The sequence below is a fragment of the Mycobacterium shottsii genome, assembly GCF_010728525.1.
In the GTDB taxonomy this organism is placed as follows: domain Bacteria; phylum Actinomycetota; class Actinomycetes; order Mycobacteriales; family Mycobacteriaceae; genus Mycobacterium; species Mycobacterium marinum.
Genome location: NZ_AP022572.1, coordinates 3,860,692 through 3,878,313, shown reverse-complemented (window position 1 = coordinate 3,878,313; position 17,622 = coordinate 3,860,692). Strand labels below are relative to the sequence as shown.

Sequence of the window (17,622 nt, the reverse complement as noted above, 5' to 3'; positions counted from 1 at the left end):
CCAGCCTTGCCAGCCCAGATTTCGAGGTTGTCCGTGGCCATGAAAAAGTAGCCACTGGTGGCCAAGTCGAGGTATCCAGTTTTGGCCAGATAAAAGTATCCACCCGTGTTCGTCGTGTCGATCAGGAACTGTGGGCCCCGATGGTGACGGTGAAGGCGCCAACCAATGGCCATCACCACCGGGGAGTTCCATTGAAGTCTGTGAAGGACCGCATGGACATCATTTCTGCCGATCAACAGCTCGGGTCGTACCGGGCCGCCGCCGACGCGTGCGGCACCACGCATCGCACCGTCAAGAAGATCATCGACAAATTCGAGGCCGACCAGGCCGGCATACCGCCGGCACGGCGGGCCGAACGAGGGCACAACTACGATTCGGTGGCCGAGCTGGTCGCCGAACGTGTCGAGAAATCTGGAGGCCGGATCTCGGCCAAGCGGCTGCTGCCGATCGCCCGCACCGCAGGCTACCAAGGCTCGGATCGCAACTTCCGGCGTCTTGTTGCCGAGGCGAAGACGTTGTGGCGCAGCGCCAATCACTGCGGGCGCCGTCCAGCGGTATGGTCACCAGGGCAGTACCTGGTGATCGACTGGGCCCAAGCGGCACCGGGATTGTTCCTGTTCTGCGCGGTGCTGGCATTCTCCCGGTGGCGATTCGTGCGTTTCGCCGCCGACCAGAAGGCCTCGACCACGCTGGCGTTGATCGCCGAAACCCTGTCGGCGATCGGCGGGGTCCCGGCGTGGGTGCTGGCTGATCGGATGGCCTGCCTCAAAGGCGGGTAGTCGCCAATGTGGTCGTCCCGACCCCGGATTACATCCGACTGGCCACCCATTACGGGTTCGCCCCGGACTTCTGTCACGCCAACGACCCACAATCCAAGGGCATCGTGGAGAACCTGTGCGGCTATGCCCAACGCGACCTGGCGGTGCCGCTGCTGACCCAGTCCGCTGTCGACGGCGTGCCGATCGACATCCGGGCCGCCAACGCCGCTGCGGCGGCGTGGTGCGACGAGGTCAATGCCCTGGCGCACTCGGAGATTCAGGCGATTCCCGACGAACGGTTGGTCTCCGAACGCCAAGTACTGCAACCACTTCCATCGTTGCGCTTACAGATCGGGGCGCCCACGGTGCTGCACAAGGTCGACCGACTCTCCTGTGTGCGCTACGGCTCGGCCCGCTACTCGGTACCCACCCGGCTGATCGGCACCACCGTGGCAGTGGTGGTCGATCACGGCGCGGTCTGCCTAGGGCGTGTCTGCTTAATGTGAATGGTGTTTTGGCTGATGCTGTTTGGGTGATGCGGACGCATGCGATTTCTGATGATTTGTGGTCGCTGATCGTGGCGGTGTTGCCTGCGGGGCGGCGGCGTGGCCGGCCGTGGAACGATCATCGACATACTCTGGAGGGCATTATCTGGCGTTACCGTACGGGATCTCCGTGGCGTGACCTGCCCGAGCACTTCGGTCCCTGGCAATCAGTGGCCGAGAGGCATCTACGCTGGTCGGTCGATGGCATCTACGCGCGGATCTTCGCGGCGATCGCCTCTGACCTCGACGCCGAGGACGCCGACCTGGGCGCACTGTTGTCGGTCGATTCGACCAGTGTGCGCGCCCACCAACACGCAGCCGGAGCGCCCCGGGCGCCGCACAGGGGGATCTGTCGAATTACAAGAAATATCTCGATGAGCCCGATGACCACGCCATTGGGCGTTCCCGCGGCGGGCTGACTACCAAGATCCACGCCTTGACCGACCAGCTGTGCAGTCCGGTCACCCTGGCACTGTCGGCCGGTCAAGCCGGTGATAATCCGATGCTTTGGCCACTGCTGGCCGCCCGGTGCAGCAACTCATACGCCCCGTATCACCTGCTGGCGGACAAGGCGTACTCCCATGACTCGACGCGGGCACAGCTGCGCCGGCTCAAGATCGCCCATACCATCCCCGAGCGCAGCGACCAGATCACCCGCCGCAAAGCCAAAGGCCGCAACAGAGGACGGCCTCCGGGGTTCTCAGGCCGAATCTACAAGCACCGCAACACCGTCGAGCGAAGCTTCAACCGGCTCAAACACTGGCGCGCGGTCGCCACCTGCTACGACAAATACGCCCTGACCTACCTCGGCGATGTCACCCTGGCCGCCATCATCACCTACCACCGCGTCCGCAATTAGCAGACAGGACCTAGCCGCAGAGCTGGAGATCCTGCTCGCCCTGGGGGCCGCCCACGGCACCGACGCGCTGATCGCGGCGCTGCACCGGGCGGTAGCGTTTCGCCGGTTCCGGGCCGCCGACGTGCGCTCCATCCTGGCCGCCGGCACCGGAACCCCACAACCCCGCCCTGCCAGGGATGCGCTGATTCTGGACCTACCGGTCGCCCCGATGCGTTCCCTGGACGCCTACAAGATCGGACCCGTCGGAGCCGATGACGAGGTGATCTCATGACCACGACATCACCAACGACTGCCGTCGAACCCGTGGCGCCGCCGTCGGTGCCGCCGCTGGCCGCTGATCTGGATGCCGGGCTGCGGCGGTTGAAGTTGGCCGCGGTGCGGCGCAGCGCACCCGAGGTCTTGCTGACCGCCAAGACCCAACGCTGGACTCCTGAGGAAGTGCTGCGCACGCTCGTCGAGACCGAACTGGCCGCCCGGGATGCCTCCAACATCGTCAACCGACTCAAGGCCGCCGCGTTCCCCGTCTCGAAAACGTTGGAGTCCTTCGACGTGGCCGCCTCGTCGATCCCGCCGAAGGTTTTCGACTACCTGTCAAGTCTGGAATGGATACGGGCCCAACAGAACCTGGCGATCATCGGCCCGGCCGGCACCGGCAAATCCCACACCCTGATCGGGTTGGGGACCGCGGCGATCCACGCCGGGCTCAGGGTCCGCTACTTCACCGCCGCTGATCTCGTCGAGACCCTCTACCGCGGCCTGGCCGACAACACCGTCGGCAAGATCATCGAATCGCTGCTGCGGGTCGACCTGATCATCTTGGACGAACTCGGCTTCGCCCCACTCGATGACACCGGTACCCAACTGCTGTTCCGCTTGGTCGCCGGCGCCTACGAACGCCGCAGCCTGGCCATCGGGTCACACTGGCCCTTCGAACAATGGGGCCGGTTCCTGCCCGAGCAGACCACCGCAGTCAGCATCCTCAACCGCCTGCTACACCACGCCAGCCTCGTCATCACCGACGGCGACTCCTACCGCATGAAGGACGCCCAGCACCGGAAGGAGCAACCCACACCAACCTAGGAACTACCGCCCGGGGTGGATACTTCTATCTGGCCACCAGCGGATACTTCAACTTGGCCACGTGATGCATCAAGTCAAGATGCCTGCGAAACCTGGTTCATGCATCACGTAAGGAATGCCCGCGAAATCGGGGTCAGCTGGTGGTCTTGCTTTTGATGCGGATGCCGGCTTTGAGGGCGGGTAGAGCGGCGGGTATGGCGGCGAGGTAGAGCTGTTCGGTCTTGTCTTTGGCGAGTCTGAGCAGGGCGGCTTGCAGGTCGGCGATCTGGCGGGCGATCGCGGCGGGGTTGAGGCTGTTGCGGTAGGTGAGCAGCTCTGTTTGTTGGGCCGCTGAGAGGACTCCGGCGGCCAGCAGCCGGTCCAGGGGGGTCTGGGGCTTGTCGTAGAGCCGGCGGCGGTGACCGTCGCGGCTGCAGCCGTAGCTGATGGGTTTGATGGTGGGGGTCAGGTAGTTGAGCCGGTCGTTGACCAGGTGCCACAGCCGGTTGAGCACGGCGCGTTCTTCGTCGGTGTCGTAGCGGTAGTAGAACCCGTAGCGACGCACGAGGTGGTTGTTTTTGGACTCGATGGTGGCCTGGTCGTTCTTCTTGTAGGGCCGTGAGCGGGTGAAGAAGATCTCCATGTCCGCGGCCCACTTGATGACCGCCTTATTGAGGAATTCGGTGCCGTTGTCGAAGTCCAAACCCGTTACCTTATAGGGATTTTAGTAATTCCGGTTTTGAGGGCGCCCAGGATGTGGGGGTGGGCGTTGTTGCGCACCGTGCGGGTGAACACCCAGCCGATGTGCATGTCGGTGAGGTTGACCGTGCGGGCGAACTCACCTTTCAGTGTCGGGCCGCAGTGCGCCACGGTGTCGCCTTCGAAGAACCCCGGAGATTCTTCGGCCTCATCGCCTGCTTTGCAGATGGTGATCGAGGACCGCAGCAGCGGGGAGGGTTTCGTCGTCGACACACCCGAGATCTGGTCGCGGGCCTTGGCGCCGCGCAGGTAGCGGTCGATCGTGGCGCTGCTCATCGCCAACAGCTCGGCACGCACCGCCGGGCCGTAACGGTCACGGCCGTCCACCAGTTCGCCGTGGCGTTCTAGAGCATCCAACTGAAGTGCCATGGAAGCGGCCAGGTACCGGCCGCACTGCCCGCCTGAGGCCGCCCACACCTTCTGCAACACCTTGAGCGCATCCTAGGAGTACTTCGGATTACGTTGCCGGCAAATCCGTTTGGCGACCTGCCGACCCGCTCCCGGCGGCGCGGCCGCCGCCCTCAACCGCCGCCGGGCGTTGTCACGCGACCAGCCGGTGACCGCCACCACCTGATCCAGAATCTGCCCCTTGCCCGCCTTCGGCGCCCCCACATACCCCCTGTCGAACTTCGCGGTGATCTCGGCCCGAGACGACATCGACAGCCCACTTCCCATGCCTGCCAAGGATCGACCGTTTCGCGGGCATTTTTACGTGATCCACCGAGGACGCTTCACGGGCATTTCTCGTGATGCTTGCCGTCGTCAGGTGTAGGTCACCAACGCCGACACCGTGTTTCTCATGATAAAGGCGTAGTCCACCGGCCACTCCGGCCACGAATGCGTCGTTGAGTGCACCCCCGCATCGGTGGGCGGCCTCGCGCAACTGCAGCCGAGGCACCTCGAGGACGCCGAGATGCCGGATCAAACTGCGTTCCTTGATCAGCGGAGAACCGGTGTGGTTCAGTGGCCGAACGGTTCGGTAAACCGAGGCGGCGTTGGCTGCGGCCGATCGCGCTGTCACTACAGGCCGCCGCAGGCTGTTGTACAGCAACAGCGGCCCCCCTTGATCGCTCCGGTTAACGCTCTGGCCAGCATGGACACACCGTAGCGCCAGGAGTCGCGGTACCCGTCGAGCCACGAATGCCGGGGCAGTTCCGCAACCGCCGGCAGCGACGGGTGTGCACCGACCTCTGCGGACAGGTCAAACAGGTGCATGGCGATCTGGACGCCACCGACACCATCGGTGAGCGCGTGGTGGAACTTGCAGATCACGGCGGCACCACCATCTTAGAGGCCCTCGATCAGCGTCGTCTCCCACAGCGCCCTGGCCCGGTCGAAGTCTTGCATCTCGGCCAACCAGGCCATCTCGAGCACATCCTCGAACGTCCCGGCTCCGGACACCGTCACCCGCCGCATGTGGTAGTCCAACTCGAAGTCGGCGTCGGGCTCCCATCGAGGCGGAGCGGGTGGCGGGGATTCCACCACCCGCTGCCGAAACATCGGCATCTCACGGCTGATCAGGTCGAACCGCTGGCGAACCTCATCCCAATCCGGAGATCGATCCAGAAACAAGACCGTGACGACGGTGGATCGAAGGCGCGGATCGCTTTCCATCGACCAGGTAAACGCGTCAATATTGCGCATGAATTCGGTCATGTTGACTCCACGCACAAAACGTACGCCAGTCCATGACCGGGGTCACTAGCGTGTTGGCCGCCAATGACTTTGGTCCCCATGAATTGGGGCCGTTAGTCGACCCCCGGGTCAGGCGCCCAGCACCCGCCGGGTGTAGTCATTGAGAAAGACGCGGTTGGGATCCAGCCGGTCGCGGACCGCGGTGAAGCGGTCCCAGGCCGGATAGCGCTCCCGCAGGCTGGCAGCCCGTTGATAGTGACGCTTGCCCCAGTGTGGCCGGCCGCCGTACTCATCCATGATCGCTTCGACCGCCCGGAAGTAGGTCTCGAATTCCATCCCGGTGTACTGATGCACCGCGATATAGCAGGTGTCCCGCTCGTAGGCGGTGGACAGAAACGCATCGTCGGGAGCGCTGAAGCGGACCTCGAGGGGGTACATGATCGGCAAGTCGCGACGGCGCACGACCTCGATGACGCGGCGAACCGCCTCCCGCGCATTCTCACGCGGAATCGCGTACTCCATCTCGGTGAATTTGACGTTGCGCGGACTCGGGTAGACCTTCCAACCACGATCTTGCACGCTCGAGGGCGACATCAAACTCGTCAATAGACGATTCAGTTTCGGTGCTGTGCTGGGGAACTGCCGACCGGTCCGGCAGACAAGGCCTAATCCAACGTTTTCGAATTGGTCCCCCACCCGACGCCTCCACTCGGGTACGGGCATGGGGGGCTCTTCGCTGCGGCGCGTGGTCCTTGTCAGCGCCGTCTCGGCATAGGGAAACACGAAAAACTCGAAGTGGTCGTTGTTGTCGACATGCTCATCGAGCCGCTCGAGCGTTTCAGCGAGGGGCTTGAGCTCGTCGTCACGATGCAACGTGAACAGCGGCACTACCTTGAGGGTGAGCTGCGAAATCACCCCGAGAGCGCCGATAGACACCCGTGCTGCCAGATAGTCATCACCCTCGGATAGCTCTAGGACCTCACCGCTGGCGGTGACCAGTCGTAGCGCAACGATTTGCGCCGACACGTTGGCGAAGCGGGCTCCGGTCCCATGCGTCGCGGTCGCGGTCGCACCGGTGATGGACTGCTTGTCGATGTCGCCCTGGTTTTCCAGCGCCAGACCGTGCTCTGCGAGCTGCGAAAAGAGTGGACGCAGTTTGGCCCCGCCCTCGACAGTGGCCAGCCCGGCCTCGGGATCCACGTTGACGATCCGCTGCATCCCGGCCATGTCGACCATCACTCCGTCAGTGCATGCGCAGTCGGTGAACGAGTGCCCGCTGCCGACCGCGCACACTCGCTCGCCGCGCTGGCCGGCTTTTGCGACAAGCTCTGCCAATTCGGCTTCCGAAGCTGGCCGGACAATCTCCGACGGCGCACAGTACTGCTCGCCGGCCCAATTTCTCCACACAGTTTTCACCGCGCCAACTCCCTCACTACCGACTCGGCCACGGTGACCGCGTGTGCCACCGTCTCATAATTGACGTTGTCCGGCGTATCGGACATCTGATGGTAATTCGACAGCGCTTTGTGGCGGTCGATCGACGAGAAGCACGCCGTCGGGTAACCCGCCCGGCTCATGATCACGGCGTCGGTGCTGTTGCGAGAGCGCATGCCGCGCCGCAGCGGCGCCTCGGCCCGGTCGGCGGCACGCGCCACCAGGTCACGGAATGGCCGATGGTAGTAATCCTCCATAACCGTGGTGCCTTCACCTTCGAGCATGATGAGTTCGGGCGAGCCGATGGTGTCGAAATTGAGGAAATACGTGTGGTCCCGGTCCAGTTCGGGCTTGTGGCGGGCGACAAATCCGTAAACGCCACCCTGCAGTTGTTCTTCGGCGCCGAGTGACACCAGTAGCACCCGCACGCCCGGCACCGGTCGCTCGCGTAGCCGCTCGGCGAGTGCAACAAGCAACGCGACGGCCGAGAGGTTGTCGTTGGCCCCGGGCACGATTGGACTGCGAGCGATGTCGGTGAACGCCGCTACTCCGATCGCGCTCATGGCTGCGCCCGCGATCATCGTTTTCCGGCTACCGCGCCAAGCACCGACACCGGCGACGATCGGCGCCAAGATTGACGGCCACCAGTTCGGTAGCGAGGTGTCAATGCGCTCGACAATCCCCGGGAACCGCTCGACAAAGAAGCGTTGATAGCCCGGCTCAAAGAACTTTCCGCTGTGGGCGGCGTCATGGTGGGCGCACACCACAACCGTCTCCTGCCCGTCAAGGTCTCCGGCCTCGGCCACAACATTCCACGTCGTTCGCCGCTGTTGGAGCGACTTGCGTGCGATGCGCACCCCGTTCGAGCAGTCATCGGCGATCGCCAGTCCGGCTCCCACGCCGGCGAGCACGGCAACGCCGCGCAGCCGCCGACTGATCAGCCCGGCGGCGGCCGCGCCGACCCCGACCGCCGACAATCTGGCGTGTAGCTGCGGATAGCCGTCGTAGAACTGCTCCTCTTCGATACGTGCATGTTGCGCCCCAGCCGCATCAAGCCAGTCCACGATCCGCAGTGCCGCCTCGTGCTCACCCAGGTCACCGGCCGATCGCTCGATCGGTGCCAGCGTCTCGATGATCGTGCGCATCGTGGCAAGCTCGGTAGGCAGTACCGTGATCGGACTCATTGCAGCTCCTTATCGCGCAATTCGTAAGCGAGGCAAACCTTTTCCGGCGCCGAAGGCTATTGGCTCGTTAGAGAAATGTGCGTCCCTCACCCCGGTAGGTCGGGACGACGTCGACGACCTGCGCGCCACGAACCAGATACAAGCGATCGAATCGCTCACAGAGTTCGCCGGCCTTGGTGTGGCGGAAGTAGACCTTGTCGCCAACCTTGAGCCGTCGCGCCGCGCGGCCCGACAGCGGTGTCTGCACCTCGCCGGTGCCCTCCATCGGGTCGAGCTTCAACCCGCTGGGCAGATAGGGGCTGGGCATCCGGTCTTTTGCTCCGACTCCGCTGGCCAGGTAGCCGCCGCCGAGCGCGGTGACGGTCTTGGCTCCGGGTCGGCGGCATATCGGCAACGCAAACATCGCCGCTGGCTGCAGGGAGAACGCCGAGTAGGAGTCAAACAATGTCGGCGCGTAGAACCCGGAGCCGGCGGTCGCTTCGGTGACCGCGGACTCGTGGGCGACCAGTTGAAGGTCTCCGGTGCCGCCGGCATTGACGATCTCGAGTTCAGCGACCTCGCTGACCAGTTCAACGGCGCGAGCGCGGCGTTCGCGCAGCTCTGCGAAGGATTCGCGCTGCATCCAGCGCACGATCGCGTTTTGGGCGAATTTGCCTGCCACCTGGTCCCCGAACCCGGCGATGTGGCCTTCGTAGGACATGAGTGCGACCAGTCTCAGCCGTGGCCGCCGGGCGATCTCCAGCGCAAGCTCGCGTGCTTGTTCGGGGGTGTGCAACGGTGAGCGCTTCGGGCCGACCTTGACCCGTCCTCCCGCTCGCCAATAGCCGGCGTCGAGGTCCAGGCACAGCCGAACCGGCCTGTCGGTTGCTCGGTCGATCAGGTCGAGGTGTTCGACGCTATCGACCATGACGATCGGCGCCCGCGCGGGGTTTTCGGCGGTTAGCTCGCCCAGCTCACGCAGCCCGGTGCGATCGGTTGTCGGATAGGCAATCAACAGGTTGTCGAAGCCCTGTCCGGCCAGCCAGAGGGTCTCGGCCAGCGTGAAGGTCATCAGACCTTCGAATCGTGGGTTCGAGTCCAGGATTTCGCGCTGCAGCGGCCTGCATCGCAATGACTTGGACGCCACCCTGATCGGCTTGTCGCCCGCGCGCGAAAGCATTTGGCCGGCATTGCTCCACATCGCGTCGAGGTCCACGAACGCAAACGGTGCATCTTGGTCGGCAAACGCTTCCTCGTACCGCTGTAACCGATTCTGCTCATCTAGCCTGGCCATCTCGTCCGAGCGTTGCTCGCGACCCACCTCGTGCACGCCGCCACCCTACTGAACGTGGCCCACGCAGTGACAGAGGATCGGAAATGTTGCGCCCAGGGATCACCGGATATGCCACATTGTGTGCGGATCGCCTGCGAATTTGCGCAGGGATGTGCAGATTTCCCTTGAACTGCTGCCGGCGGGGTCCGTGCGCGCTAGGGAAGTCCGTTCGACCCGTTCTGGCCGAAGATGAATCCGCCGCTACCGCCGGCGCCACCGGCCGCGCCTCCGGTACCGTCGCCGCCGTCGCCCCCGTTGCCGATGAGCACCGCACTGCCGCCGGTACCACCGACGCCCGTGCCCCCTGGCGCACCGTTGCCCCCGGCACCGCCGTTGCCGAAGAACCGCGCACCCGAGCCGCCGGCACCGCCCGCTCCCTTGCCGCCCGCGCCGCCATCGCCGCCGGCTCCGCCATTGCCGAAGAACGCCGAGGCCGCGCCACCCTGGCCGCCCGCGCCGACGCTGGTGCCCCCGCCCGCGCCACCGTTTCCGCCTGTACCGCCGTTGCCGAAGATCAGGCCGCCGTCACCGCCGTTGCCGCCGGTGGCATACAGCGCCCCGTTGGTGCTGGTGGCCCCACCGTTGCCCCCGGTCCCGCCGACCCCGAAGAACAGCCCGGCTCGCCCACCATTGCCGCCAGTCCCGCCCACCGGCTGGGTTGTCAACGGCACCGCTGCGGTTTCACCGGCACCGATACCGCCACCGCTGCCGCCGGTGCCGCCGAAACCAAGGAACTGGGCGTCACCGCCGGCCCCACCAAAGCCCCCTGAGCCGGCAAAACCGTTGGTGACGACGCCCGTGCCTCCGGAACCACCGAGGCCACCGTTACCGCCGGCCCCGCCCGTGCCGAAGATCCAGCCGCCCGGGCCGCCAACGTCACCGAGGCCACCCACCCCGCCGTTGCCCCCGTCATTGCCACCGCTGGCGCCATCGCCCCCGATACCGCCGTCGCCGCCGGCCGCGCCGTTGCCGAACAAACCAATTGCGCCGGCATCGCCGCCGGAGCCGCCATGTCCACCGGGGCTCGCGAACGTCCCGACGCCGGCACCTCCGGCGCCACCGGCCCCACCCGCACCGGGCGTGCCGAACAGGACCCCGCTCTGACCACCGAGCCCGCCCATGCCGCCATATCCGCCGATGGTCTCGGTCGTCGTGTCGCTGAGCCCACCGGTGCCACCGGTGCCGCCGGCACCACCGAAGCCGATCAGAGCCGCACCACCGCCGCCGGCACCCCCGGTCCCGCCAACGCCGCCCGCCGACAGAATGGTCTGCCCGACGCCGGTGGGCAGCGCCACCCCGCCGGTCCCGCCGGCGCCACCGGCACCTCCGTAGCCGTAGAGCAGTCCTGCCCCTCCACCGTTGCCGCCGTTTCCGCCGCTGGTACCCACAAACCCGGCTAGCGGAGCGCCGCCGCCGTTGCCCCACAGCAGCCCGCCGCTGCCCCCGGCACCCCCGTTGAATCCGTTGCCACCCGCTACGGTGGAGTCTCCCCCGGCTCCGCCGCTGCCGCCGTTACCCCAGAGCCCGACACTGCCGCCGTTGCCCCCACCCTGATTGTTGGCGCCGGACCCGCCGTTGCCGCCGTTGCCGTACAGAAACCCGCCATTACCACCGCTTTGCCCGGTTCCCGGCGCCCCGTCTGCGCCATTGCCGATCAGCGGCCGGCCGAAGAGCGCCTGGGTCGGTGCATTGATCAGGTTCAGCGTGTCCTGCAGGGGTGAGACGCTGGCCGCCTCGGCCAGAGCGTAGGAACCCGCACCCGCGTTGAGCGCCTGCACGAACTGCTCATGAAACAGCGCGGCCTGCGCACTCAGGGACTGATAGGCCTGGGCATGTGCGTCGAACAACGCCGCGACCACAGCCGATACCTCGTCAGCGCCAGCGGCAAGCACCGACATCGTTGGGGCAGCGGCGGCGGCATTGGCCGCGCTTATCGATGAGCCAACGCTCGCCAGATCGGTAGCCGCCGCAGCCACCATCTCTGGCGCTGCGATGAGATACGACATCAGTGACCTCCCACCAAGTCACACAGACCCGGCAGCCGCCCGGTCGCCATCGAACCCTCGGCAAGGGTATCGCTATCAAGTCAGCACACCCCGCATTTGCGGGTGACCTATCAAGCGTTTCGCTCGATAGCGCCGGAACGTTTCAGCCGGCCGCACTTCCGACGCTTCCGGGAACGCCGCGCAGCAGCTGAGACCATCAGGTGGCGTTGGTTTGGGCCTCCGCGAATTCGCAAAACGCGGTGTAGGCCCGCGCACCGTAAATCGTGGCCGGTCCGCCGTGCATCAAGATGGTGACGCCGATGGCCTCAGCGGCTTCCTCCGGAGTGGCCCCCGCACGTGCGGCAGCCTGGGCATGGGAGGCAATGCAGCCGTCACACCCTTCCACGACACCGATCGCCATCGCCATGAGCTCCTTGACCTTGCGGCTGAGGGAGCCGTCGGCGAAGGCGGCACCGCTGAGCGCCGCGAATCCCTTGTAGACCTCCGGGATCTGCTGACGAAGCGCCCGGTGTTGGGGCCGCAATTCCTCGAGAACCTCGTGATGGTGCTGGTCTGACATATCTGACATAGCTGTATTACCCCCCTTGGGTGTTAGGCGGAATGGGTGGACTCGGATCGACGGTCACACTTGCGACGGATTGGCGACGCTGGAATTCTCCAATTCGCCGATGACCGCCTTCAGCTTGCCCGAAACCTCTTCGGCGATCGGCACCAGCATCGGTTCGCCGGTCACGTCCGCCATCATCTGGGGATTCATCGCCTCGATGATGATGGTCCCGTCCCGCTCGGGGTCCGCCCGCACCACGACGTTGCACGGCAACAGCGTGCCGATCTGACGATTGACCCCGATAGCGCGGTGGGCCAGGGGTGGGTTGCAGGCGCCGAGGATCAGGTAGTCCTCCATGTCTTCGCCGAGTTTGGCTTTCAGCGTTTCCTTCACATTGATCTCGGTCAGACACATTGATCTCGGTCAGAACGCCGAAGCCTTGCCCGGCCAGCGCCCCGCGGGTGAGTTTGACTGCCTCGTCAAAGCTCGTGTGCAGCGTGGTCGACAACGCAAGATTCATTACCAGTGCCTCCCTATCCTTCGTTAACGCTGTTCAGGCCAGCGCCAGAAACAGCTTTTCCAATTCGGCTTCAGTCAGTGGCGGTGCGCCGTCGGCCGTGGCGCCCAGCGCACATTCCCGCAGCCCGGTCGCGACGATCTTGAACCCGGCGCGGTCCAGGGCGCGTGATACCGCGGCAAGCTGGGTAACCACGTCTTTGCAGTCGCGGCCCTGTTCGATCATTGAGATCACTCCGGCAAGCTGCCCCTGGGCACGGCGCAACCTGTTCAGCACGGCAGCCATGCTGTCCTGATCACCAATCACGATGAGTCCTCTCTCGTTGAGCGTTACCGCATAGTACCCCGGGGGGTATAAAACGGCCAGTGGCTCGATACAGAGAATATACCCCTATGGGTATCAGTTGTCCGAGTGGGTATCCCCGAAAGAAAGGACACACAATGCCTACCGTCAGCCTCAACCACGACACCTTCGAGTCGACCGTCACCGATAATTCTCTTGTTCTGGTTGACTTTTGGGCTTCCTACTGCCGCCCCTGCCACACTTTCGCGCCAACCTATGAACGATCGGCGCAGGCCCACCCCGACGTCCTGCACGCCAAGGTTGATACACAAGCGGAGCCAGAGCTGGCGGCCGCGGCGGGCGTGCGCTCAATTCCGACGGTAATGGCGTTTCGGGACGGCGTGCTGTTCTACAACCAGCCCGGTGCCATGCCCTCGGCCGTCCTCGAAGACCTGATCGGCCAGATGAAGTCACTGGACATGGACAAGGTGCACGCCACGATCGCCGCCCGCAAAGCCGCCACGGCGGGGTAGCCGATTCTGCCGGGACCATAGACCATGTACGCCCGGGGCGGTCGCGGGCTTGCCGGTCGGCGCGCGTTACGCGCGCGCCAGCAGCCAAGCCCGCCCGTCACCTTCACCCGCGGCGATCGGGTCGAGTTCGGCAAACGCGGCGGACAACTCACCGGCGGCGGCCCGGTACGTTCCCGCAGCGGCGCCGACCTCGCTCAAAGCGACGAGGGCGACCAGCCCGCCCGGCGCCAGCCGCTCGATAATGGCCGCGTCGAGGCGGCGGTCCCGAAAGTTGTGACACACGATCACGTCGACAGGCGGTCCATCCGGCAGGCCGTCGTCGAGGTCGACAACGTCGAAGCGGCATCGCGCGCTAACCCCACTGCGCTCAGCCAAATCTCGCGCCTGGGCGATTGCCACAGGGGAAATGTCGAGCCCCAAGACATCCAGACCCCGGCGGGCCAACCAGACCGCGCCGAGCCCTTGTCCACACCCCAGATCGAGAGCCCTGCCCGCGGGGGGAACCAACTTCAGGTGAGCCTGTAGTAGGGCCGGCGGACGCGCCGCGCTCACCGCTGCGGGCCCTAGGCTCGCGTAGCGCCGGTCCCAGCGACGGCGGTCGGACTCGGCCACACGCGCCACCATACGACGACCGCGACAACACCGGCGAACCTGAGCGGTGGGAGAACACCCCGGGTAACGAATACTCGGGCGGTCCACCCGCTCCACAGTTCTGGACATATGTCTACTTATGGACTGGGCGCTGGCGCCCCTGTCGCCACGGATCAGGACCGGAACGTCCAATTAATCACTTGGCAATAGCCTTAATAGCCGATCCGCTCGAGTTTCGGGGTGACGTTGTCGGGCGAGCCCGGGTATTCCTACACTGGACTCGTGTCTAGCGATAACGCCGATCCACCCGATGTCGACACCGGCGCACCCGTGGCGGCGGGGCGCCGATCGGATCGGCGGCCGGCGCAGAACATCCGCAAGGTGCTTGAAGCCGGATTGGACGAACTCCGCGCAACATCATTCGCCAACCTGACTATGCGCGCGGTTGCGGCTCGCGCCGGGGTATCGCCGGCCAGTGCCTACACCTACTTTCCTTCGAAGAGCGCTCTGGTCGCGGCGGTCTACCTCCGGCTGCTGCGCGACCTGCCACTGCATACGGATGTCAACGACACCACCAAGACCCGGGTGAGCGCGACCATGCGGGATATGGCGATGGTGGTGGCCGACGAACCCGAACTGACCGCCGCCTGCGGCACCGCGTTGATGGCCGACGATCCGGCAGTGCAACCGCTGCGCGCGCAGATCGGCGAGGAAGTAGCGAGGCGGATCGGCGCCGCGCTGGGACCGGGTTGGCCACGCTCGGTCAAGTCGACACTGCAGATGACGTTTTCCGGCGCCCTGATGACCGCGAGATTCCTCAGTTACGAGGAGATAGCCGGACAACTTGACGAGGCGGTGAACCTCATCCTCGGCGCGGCCGTCGCCTGAAAACTAATCGGGCGCAGCGCAATCCGATCGCGGCTTCCGATCACAGATGTGGCAGCGGATCGTGCCGTCGACGGGCATTGGCAACCCGGCCTCCGCGGGCAAGAATGAAAACCTCAGCGGGCGCCGGAGTTCTCCAGATAGGCGACAATGGCGTTGGTCAGCCCGCGGCGCGCCTCATCGAGGTCTGAGTATGTCCCCAGTTGCTTCTCGGAGGTGATCCCACGCATCGCACCCGGGATGAACGCGGCCACTTCTCGTACCCGATTGGGGTCGACCTCCAAGCCGGCGAACGCCTTCTGGCAGGCCAAGGCCCAGCTGCGCTGCCACGATGACAGTTCGGCGGCCGTAAGCGGATAGTTTCGTTCGAGTTCCTCACGATTGTTGGGCAGTGCCCTGCGCAATGTCTCGATGGCCCGGGAGTGAGTGGACGTCAGTCCCTCGTACAAGGTGTCGATGATGGCGGCAACTCGCTCCGGTAGTGGGCCGCCGGAGACGGCATTCGACGGCAACTCCCCACGCCGCTCAGCCGTGCGATGCAGCACCGCTGCCCAGAACCCGTCGATGTCGCCAAACTGGTACTTCACCGCGCCCCACGTGGCTCCGCATTCCTTGGCGATGCGATTCGCCGAAGCCGCGCCCGGGTCACCAGAGGCCAGCGAGCGTAGCGCCGCCTCCAACATGCTCTCGCGCGTCGCATGTCCGCGCCGGTTCGTACGCCGTCCCTGCACGCCCAGATCTGTCATTCCCGGCATGCTAGTGCTCGCATTCCGCCGCCACGCGGGCACCACACAGCAGCCACGAAATCCAGCCAACAGATTCGCTCAGCGGCCTCCGTGTGCCAGGATCCGCACGGATACCCGAAATTCGCCGAACACCGGTTTGCCAATGACTACGACGAAATCCCCACCAAACCGTGCCTAGCCGTATCCGGGCACTAGCAGCACGAACCCGGCTTATTTGCGCTAACGGTTTGATCGATCGGCCGAGTTCGGAGATCCGCTACGAGCTGAGGTTGAGCACCACGCTGATGAGGAGTCGCTATGGTGGGTCTGGCGGAGATTGCGCTGAACACGGCGCCCATATTCGGTGGCGCACTGCTTGCCGTTTCGGCTGGTCAATTCAAGCGACCCGACTATCGGGCGACGATCAAGCAGGACATGGACCTGCTGGATCGGCTTCCACCGGATGCCACCGAGCGGCGCGCGGATCTGCAGCGCACGATCGATTCACGCATCGATGACCTGGTCAGCGCCACCGATAGGAGCCGCGCGCTGCGCCAGGCGGCCGCCTCCTACCAGGGCAACTGGAGAGATGTTGTGCTCCTGTTGTGTGTGGTGCTCTTCACCTTCGTCTGGTGGGGCGTTAGTCATAGTCGAGCCAATTGGCTACCGACATTCATCGCGCTGATCGTGCTTTCTTGTGTAGCGGCGGTCTACGCGGGACGCGGTGTGTTTCGGGCCATAACCTCGCTGACGGCACGTGGGCAAGACCAAACCTGACGTGCGGGCGGATCGCCATCGGTCACCGCGATGGTGCCTTCAGTACCCGCGGCTGCCAAAGGTTTCCAGCATCTCGAGCGCCGCGTCGATCCCGGGCTGGATCGTCGGCCCGTAGTGGCTGACCAGTTGTGCGAGCGCGCGGGCGATGTGCGGACCGACCGCCCCCGCGGCCAGCACCTGCTCGGCCAATACGATGCCGTTGACCAGATGAGATGCGCTCAGCCGGCCATCCGAGGTGACCTCGTAGCGCCAGTCACCGATCAAGATTCGTTCCGGTTCCGATCGAAAGAATCCGCGCCGGGCCGGGGTGAGAACGACCCCCGGAACTGCGCAAAAGACCTTGACCAACATCCCGACTCCCCCCGGGCCGGCCAACGCTGCCCCCACGGCATCGCTGACCCGTTGCTGGTCGTACCCGGTCATCAACCACTCATCGGCAGAACGAATGACGGCGTGATGCTCTGCGGTTCGCCGCTGCGACGCACTGCCGTTCCGGCCACATAGAACTCCACCGTGTGATGTCCCCACGCATAGTTGGAGATGGCGAAGTGCACACCCACGACTCCGGAGGCGCCGTCCCGTTCCGCCTCGGCCTGCATCCGAGACATCGCAAGTTCGCGGGCCTGGTAGCTGCCCTGAGTCCATTGCGGCATCTCGACGTTGCGCCCAACCTGACTCAGCGTCTTCAAGAATCCTTGGACCGCAATGTGGAACACGCAATTGCCCATCACGAATGCCACGGGCGCGAATCCCGAACGCAGCAGGGTCGTCAGGTCCTGGCCGGATAGATGGCTGGTAAACGCTTGTCCGTTGGGACGCCGAAAGGCCCCGGGCTTGGCGGTGTAGCGGACAGCGGTGCCGACGGCGATGAAATCGAGATGTTGTCCTTCACCCTGATGGCGCCAGTCCAGTCGGACCCCGACAATTCCGTCCGCGCCCAACGCATCGGCTTCGGCCTGCATCCGCGACATCGCGTTCCAGCGGGCGCGATAGGTCGCGTCGGTCAGCACCGGCAGCTCCGATTGCTGTCTGATGCCGGTGAACTGGTAGCCAACGTGGTAGACCGAAACGCCCATCACGAGTTCGATCGGTTCAAACCCCGCCCCGTGCAGGAGGGCGAACTCGTTGATCGACAAGTCAGAGGTGAAGACCTTTGCAGCGTGGGACAGCCGCTCCTTGGCGACTGGGTCGAGCTGGTTGGGTTGCATCGTCAA

At 65.0% G+C, this 17,622-nt stretch carries 17 protein-coding genes and 5 pseudogenes; 7 read left to right on the top strand and 15 right to left on the bottom strand.

Translation table 11 applies throughout. From position 1 onward, the window contains the following. Positions 1–191: 191 nt before the first annotated feature. From istA to istB, 4 genes and pseudogenes are all read left to right on the top strand, one after another. Positions 192–1,243: pseudogene (gene istA / locus G6N41_RS17845) on the top strand (IS21 family transposase); the annotation flags it as partial. Positions 1,244–1,290: 47 nt separating this feature from the next. Further along, positions 1,291–2,162: pseudogene (locus tag G6N41_RS17840) on the top strand (IS5 family transposase). 10 nt (positions 2,163–2,172) lie between these two features. Beyond that, positions 2,173–2,433 (top strand): annotated as a pseudogene (locus tag G6N41_RS17835) (IS21 family transposase); the annotation flags it as partial. Next, positions 2,430–3,242 (top strand): IS21-like element helper ATPase IstB, encoded by an 813-nt coding sequence (istB, locus tag G6N41_RS17830; RefSeq protein ID WP_198965275.1) that lies wholly within the window; start codon positions 2,430–2,432, stop codon positions 3,240–3,242. The pseudogene G6N41_RS17835 and the gene istB, both read left to right, overlap by 4 nt. Positions 3,243–3,375: 133 nt before the next feature. On the opposite strand, the gene G6N41_RS17825 is transcribed toward istB, so the two are convergent. From G6N41_RS17825 to G6N41_RS17775, 11 genes and pseudogenes are all read right to left on the bottom strand, one after another. Beyond that, a complete protein-coding gene (locus G6N41_RS17825) occupies positions 3,376–3,924 on the bottom strand; it encodes a hypothetical protein (protein ID WP_231608567.1) in 549 nt (182 codons plus the stop codon). Positions 3,925–3,929: 5 nt separating this feature from the next. Continuing rightward, positions 3,930–4,349, bottom strand: coding sequence for a hypothetical protein (locus tag G6N41_RS17820; RefSeq protein ID WP_198913147.1), 420 nt, complete (start codon positions 4,347–4,349; stop codon positions 3,930–3,932). Positions 4,350–4,421: 72 nt separating this feature from the next. After that, the gene (locus G6N41_RS17815) at positions 4,422–4,637 is read right to left on the bottom strand and encodes a hypothetical protein (protein ID WP_198968065.1); all 216 of its coding nucleotides are present in this window, start codon (positions 4,635–4,637) and stop codon (positions 4,422–4,424) included. 103 nt (positions 4,638–4,740) lie between these two features. Further along, positions 4,741–5,636, bottom strand: a pseudogene (locus tag G6N41_RS17810) (wax ester/triacylglycerol synthase domain-containing protein); the annotation flags it as partial. 108 nt (positions 5,637–5,744) lie between these two features. Then, positions 5,745–7,031, bottom strand: a complete 1,287-nt coding sequence (locus tag G6N41_RS17805; protein WP_198965274.1) for a D-arabinono-1,4-lactone oxidase — start codon at positions 7,029–7,031, stop codon at positions 5,745–5,747. Then, positions 7,028–8,233, bottom strand: coding sequence for a M28 family metallopeptidase (locus G6N41_RS17800; RefSeq protein ID WP_198965273.1), 1,206 nt, complete (start codon positions 8,231–8,233; stop codon positions 7,028–7,030). Before G6N41_RS17800 ends, G6N41_RS17805 begins: the two co-directional genes overlap by 4 nt. Positions 8,234–8,300: 67 nt before the next feature. Beyond that, positions 8,301–9,542 carry an amino acid deaminase/aldolase gene (locus G6N41_RS17795; RefSeq protein WP_198965272.1) on the bottom strand — a complete coding sequence of 414 codons (1,242 nt, stop codon included), beginning with the start codon at positions 9,540–9,542 and terminating at the stop codon, positions 8,301–8,303. A 158-nt stretch (positions 9,543–9,700) separates the two neighbouring features. Then, complete coding sequence (locus tag G6N41_RS17790; RefSeq protein ID WP_198965271.1) at positions 9,701–11,551, bottom strand: PE family protein; 1,851 nt, start codon at positions 11,549–11,551, stop codon at positions 9,701–9,703. A gap of 196 nt (positions 11,552–11,747) precedes the next feature. Next, positions 11,748–12,110, bottom strand: coding sequence for a carboxymuconolactone decarboxylase family protein (locus G6N41_RS17785; RefSeq protein WP_011740968.1), 363 nt, complete (start codon positions 12,108–12,110; stop codon positions 11,748–11,750). A gap of 63 nt (positions 12,111–12,173) precedes the next feature. Continuing rightward, positions 12,174–12,618, bottom strand: a pseudogene (locus G6N41_RS17780) (DUF302 domain-containing protein). A 33-nt stretch (positions 12,619–12,651) separates the two neighbouring features. Beyond that, positions 12,652–12,921, bottom strand: a complete 270-nt coding sequence (locus G6N41_RS17775) for a metal-sensitive transcriptional regulator (protein WP_011740966.1) — start codon at positions 12,919–12,921, stop codon at positions 12,652–12,654. 134 nt (positions 12,922–13,055) lie between these two features. On the opposite strand from G6N41_RS17775, the gene G6N41_RS17770 reads away from it, so the two are divergent. Beyond that, positions 13,056–13,430, top strand: coding sequence for a thioredoxin family protein (locus G6N41_RS17770; protein ID WP_198965270.1), 375 nt, complete (start codon positions 13,056–13,058; stop codon positions 13,428–13,430). Positions 13,431–13,496: 66 nt separating this feature from the next. Here G6N41_RS17770 and G6N41_RS17765 read toward each other — a convergent pair whose 3' ends face one another. Next, complete coding sequence (locus G6N41_RS17765; RefSeq protein WP_198965269.1) at positions 13,497–14,042, bottom strand: SAM-dependent methyltransferase; 546 nt, start codon at positions 14,040–14,042, stop codon at positions 13,497–13,499. 261 nt (positions 14,043–14,303) lie between these two features. On the opposite strand from G6N41_RS17765, the gene G6N41_RS17760 reads away from it, so the two are divergent. Beyond that, positions 14,304–14,909, top strand: coding sequence for a TetR/AcrR family transcriptional regulator (locus tag G6N41_RS17760; protein ID WP_198965268.1), 606 nt, complete (start codon positions 14,304–14,306; stop codon positions 14,907–14,909). 113 nt (positions 14,910–15,022) lie between these two features. Here G6N41_RS17760 and G6N41_RS17755 read toward each other — a convergent pair whose 3' ends face one another. Then, the gene (locus tag G6N41_RS17755; protein WP_099052637.1) at positions 15,023–15,652 is read right to left on the bottom strand and encodes a TetR/AcrR family transcriptional regulator; all 630 of its coding nucleotides are present in this window, start codon (positions 15,650–15,652) and stop codon (positions 15,023–15,025) included. Positions 15,653–15,949: 297 nt separating this feature from the next. Here G6N41_RS17755 and G6N41_RS17750 point away from each other — a divergent pair, with 297 nt between their 5' ends. Further along, complete coding sequence (locus tag G6N41_RS17750; protein ID WP_020728914.1) at positions 15,950–16,408, top strand: hypothetical protein; 459 nt, start codon at positions 15,950–15,952, stop codon at positions 16,406–16,408. A gap of 39 nt (positions 16,409–16,447) precedes the next feature. On the opposite strand, the gene G6N41_RS17745 is transcribed toward G6N41_RS17750, so the two are convergent. Together G6N41_RS17745 and G6N41_RS17740 are read right to left on the bottom strand one after the other, a co-directional pair. After that, the gene (locus G6N41_RS17745) at positions 16,448–16,831 is read right to left on the bottom strand and encodes a DUF5073 family protein (RefSeq protein WP_198965267.1); all 384 of its coding nucleotides are present in this window, start codon (positions 16,829–16,831) and stop codon (positions 16,448–16,450) included. After that, a complete protein-coding gene (locus tag G6N41_RS17740; RefSeq protein ID WP_198965266.1) occupies positions 16,831–17,616 on the bottom strand; it encodes a heavy metal-binding domain-containing protein in 786 nt (261 codons plus the stop codon). Before G6N41_RS17740 ends, G6N41_RS17745 begins: the two co-directional genes overlap by 1 nt. Positions 17,617–17,622: the final 6 nt, after the last annotated feature.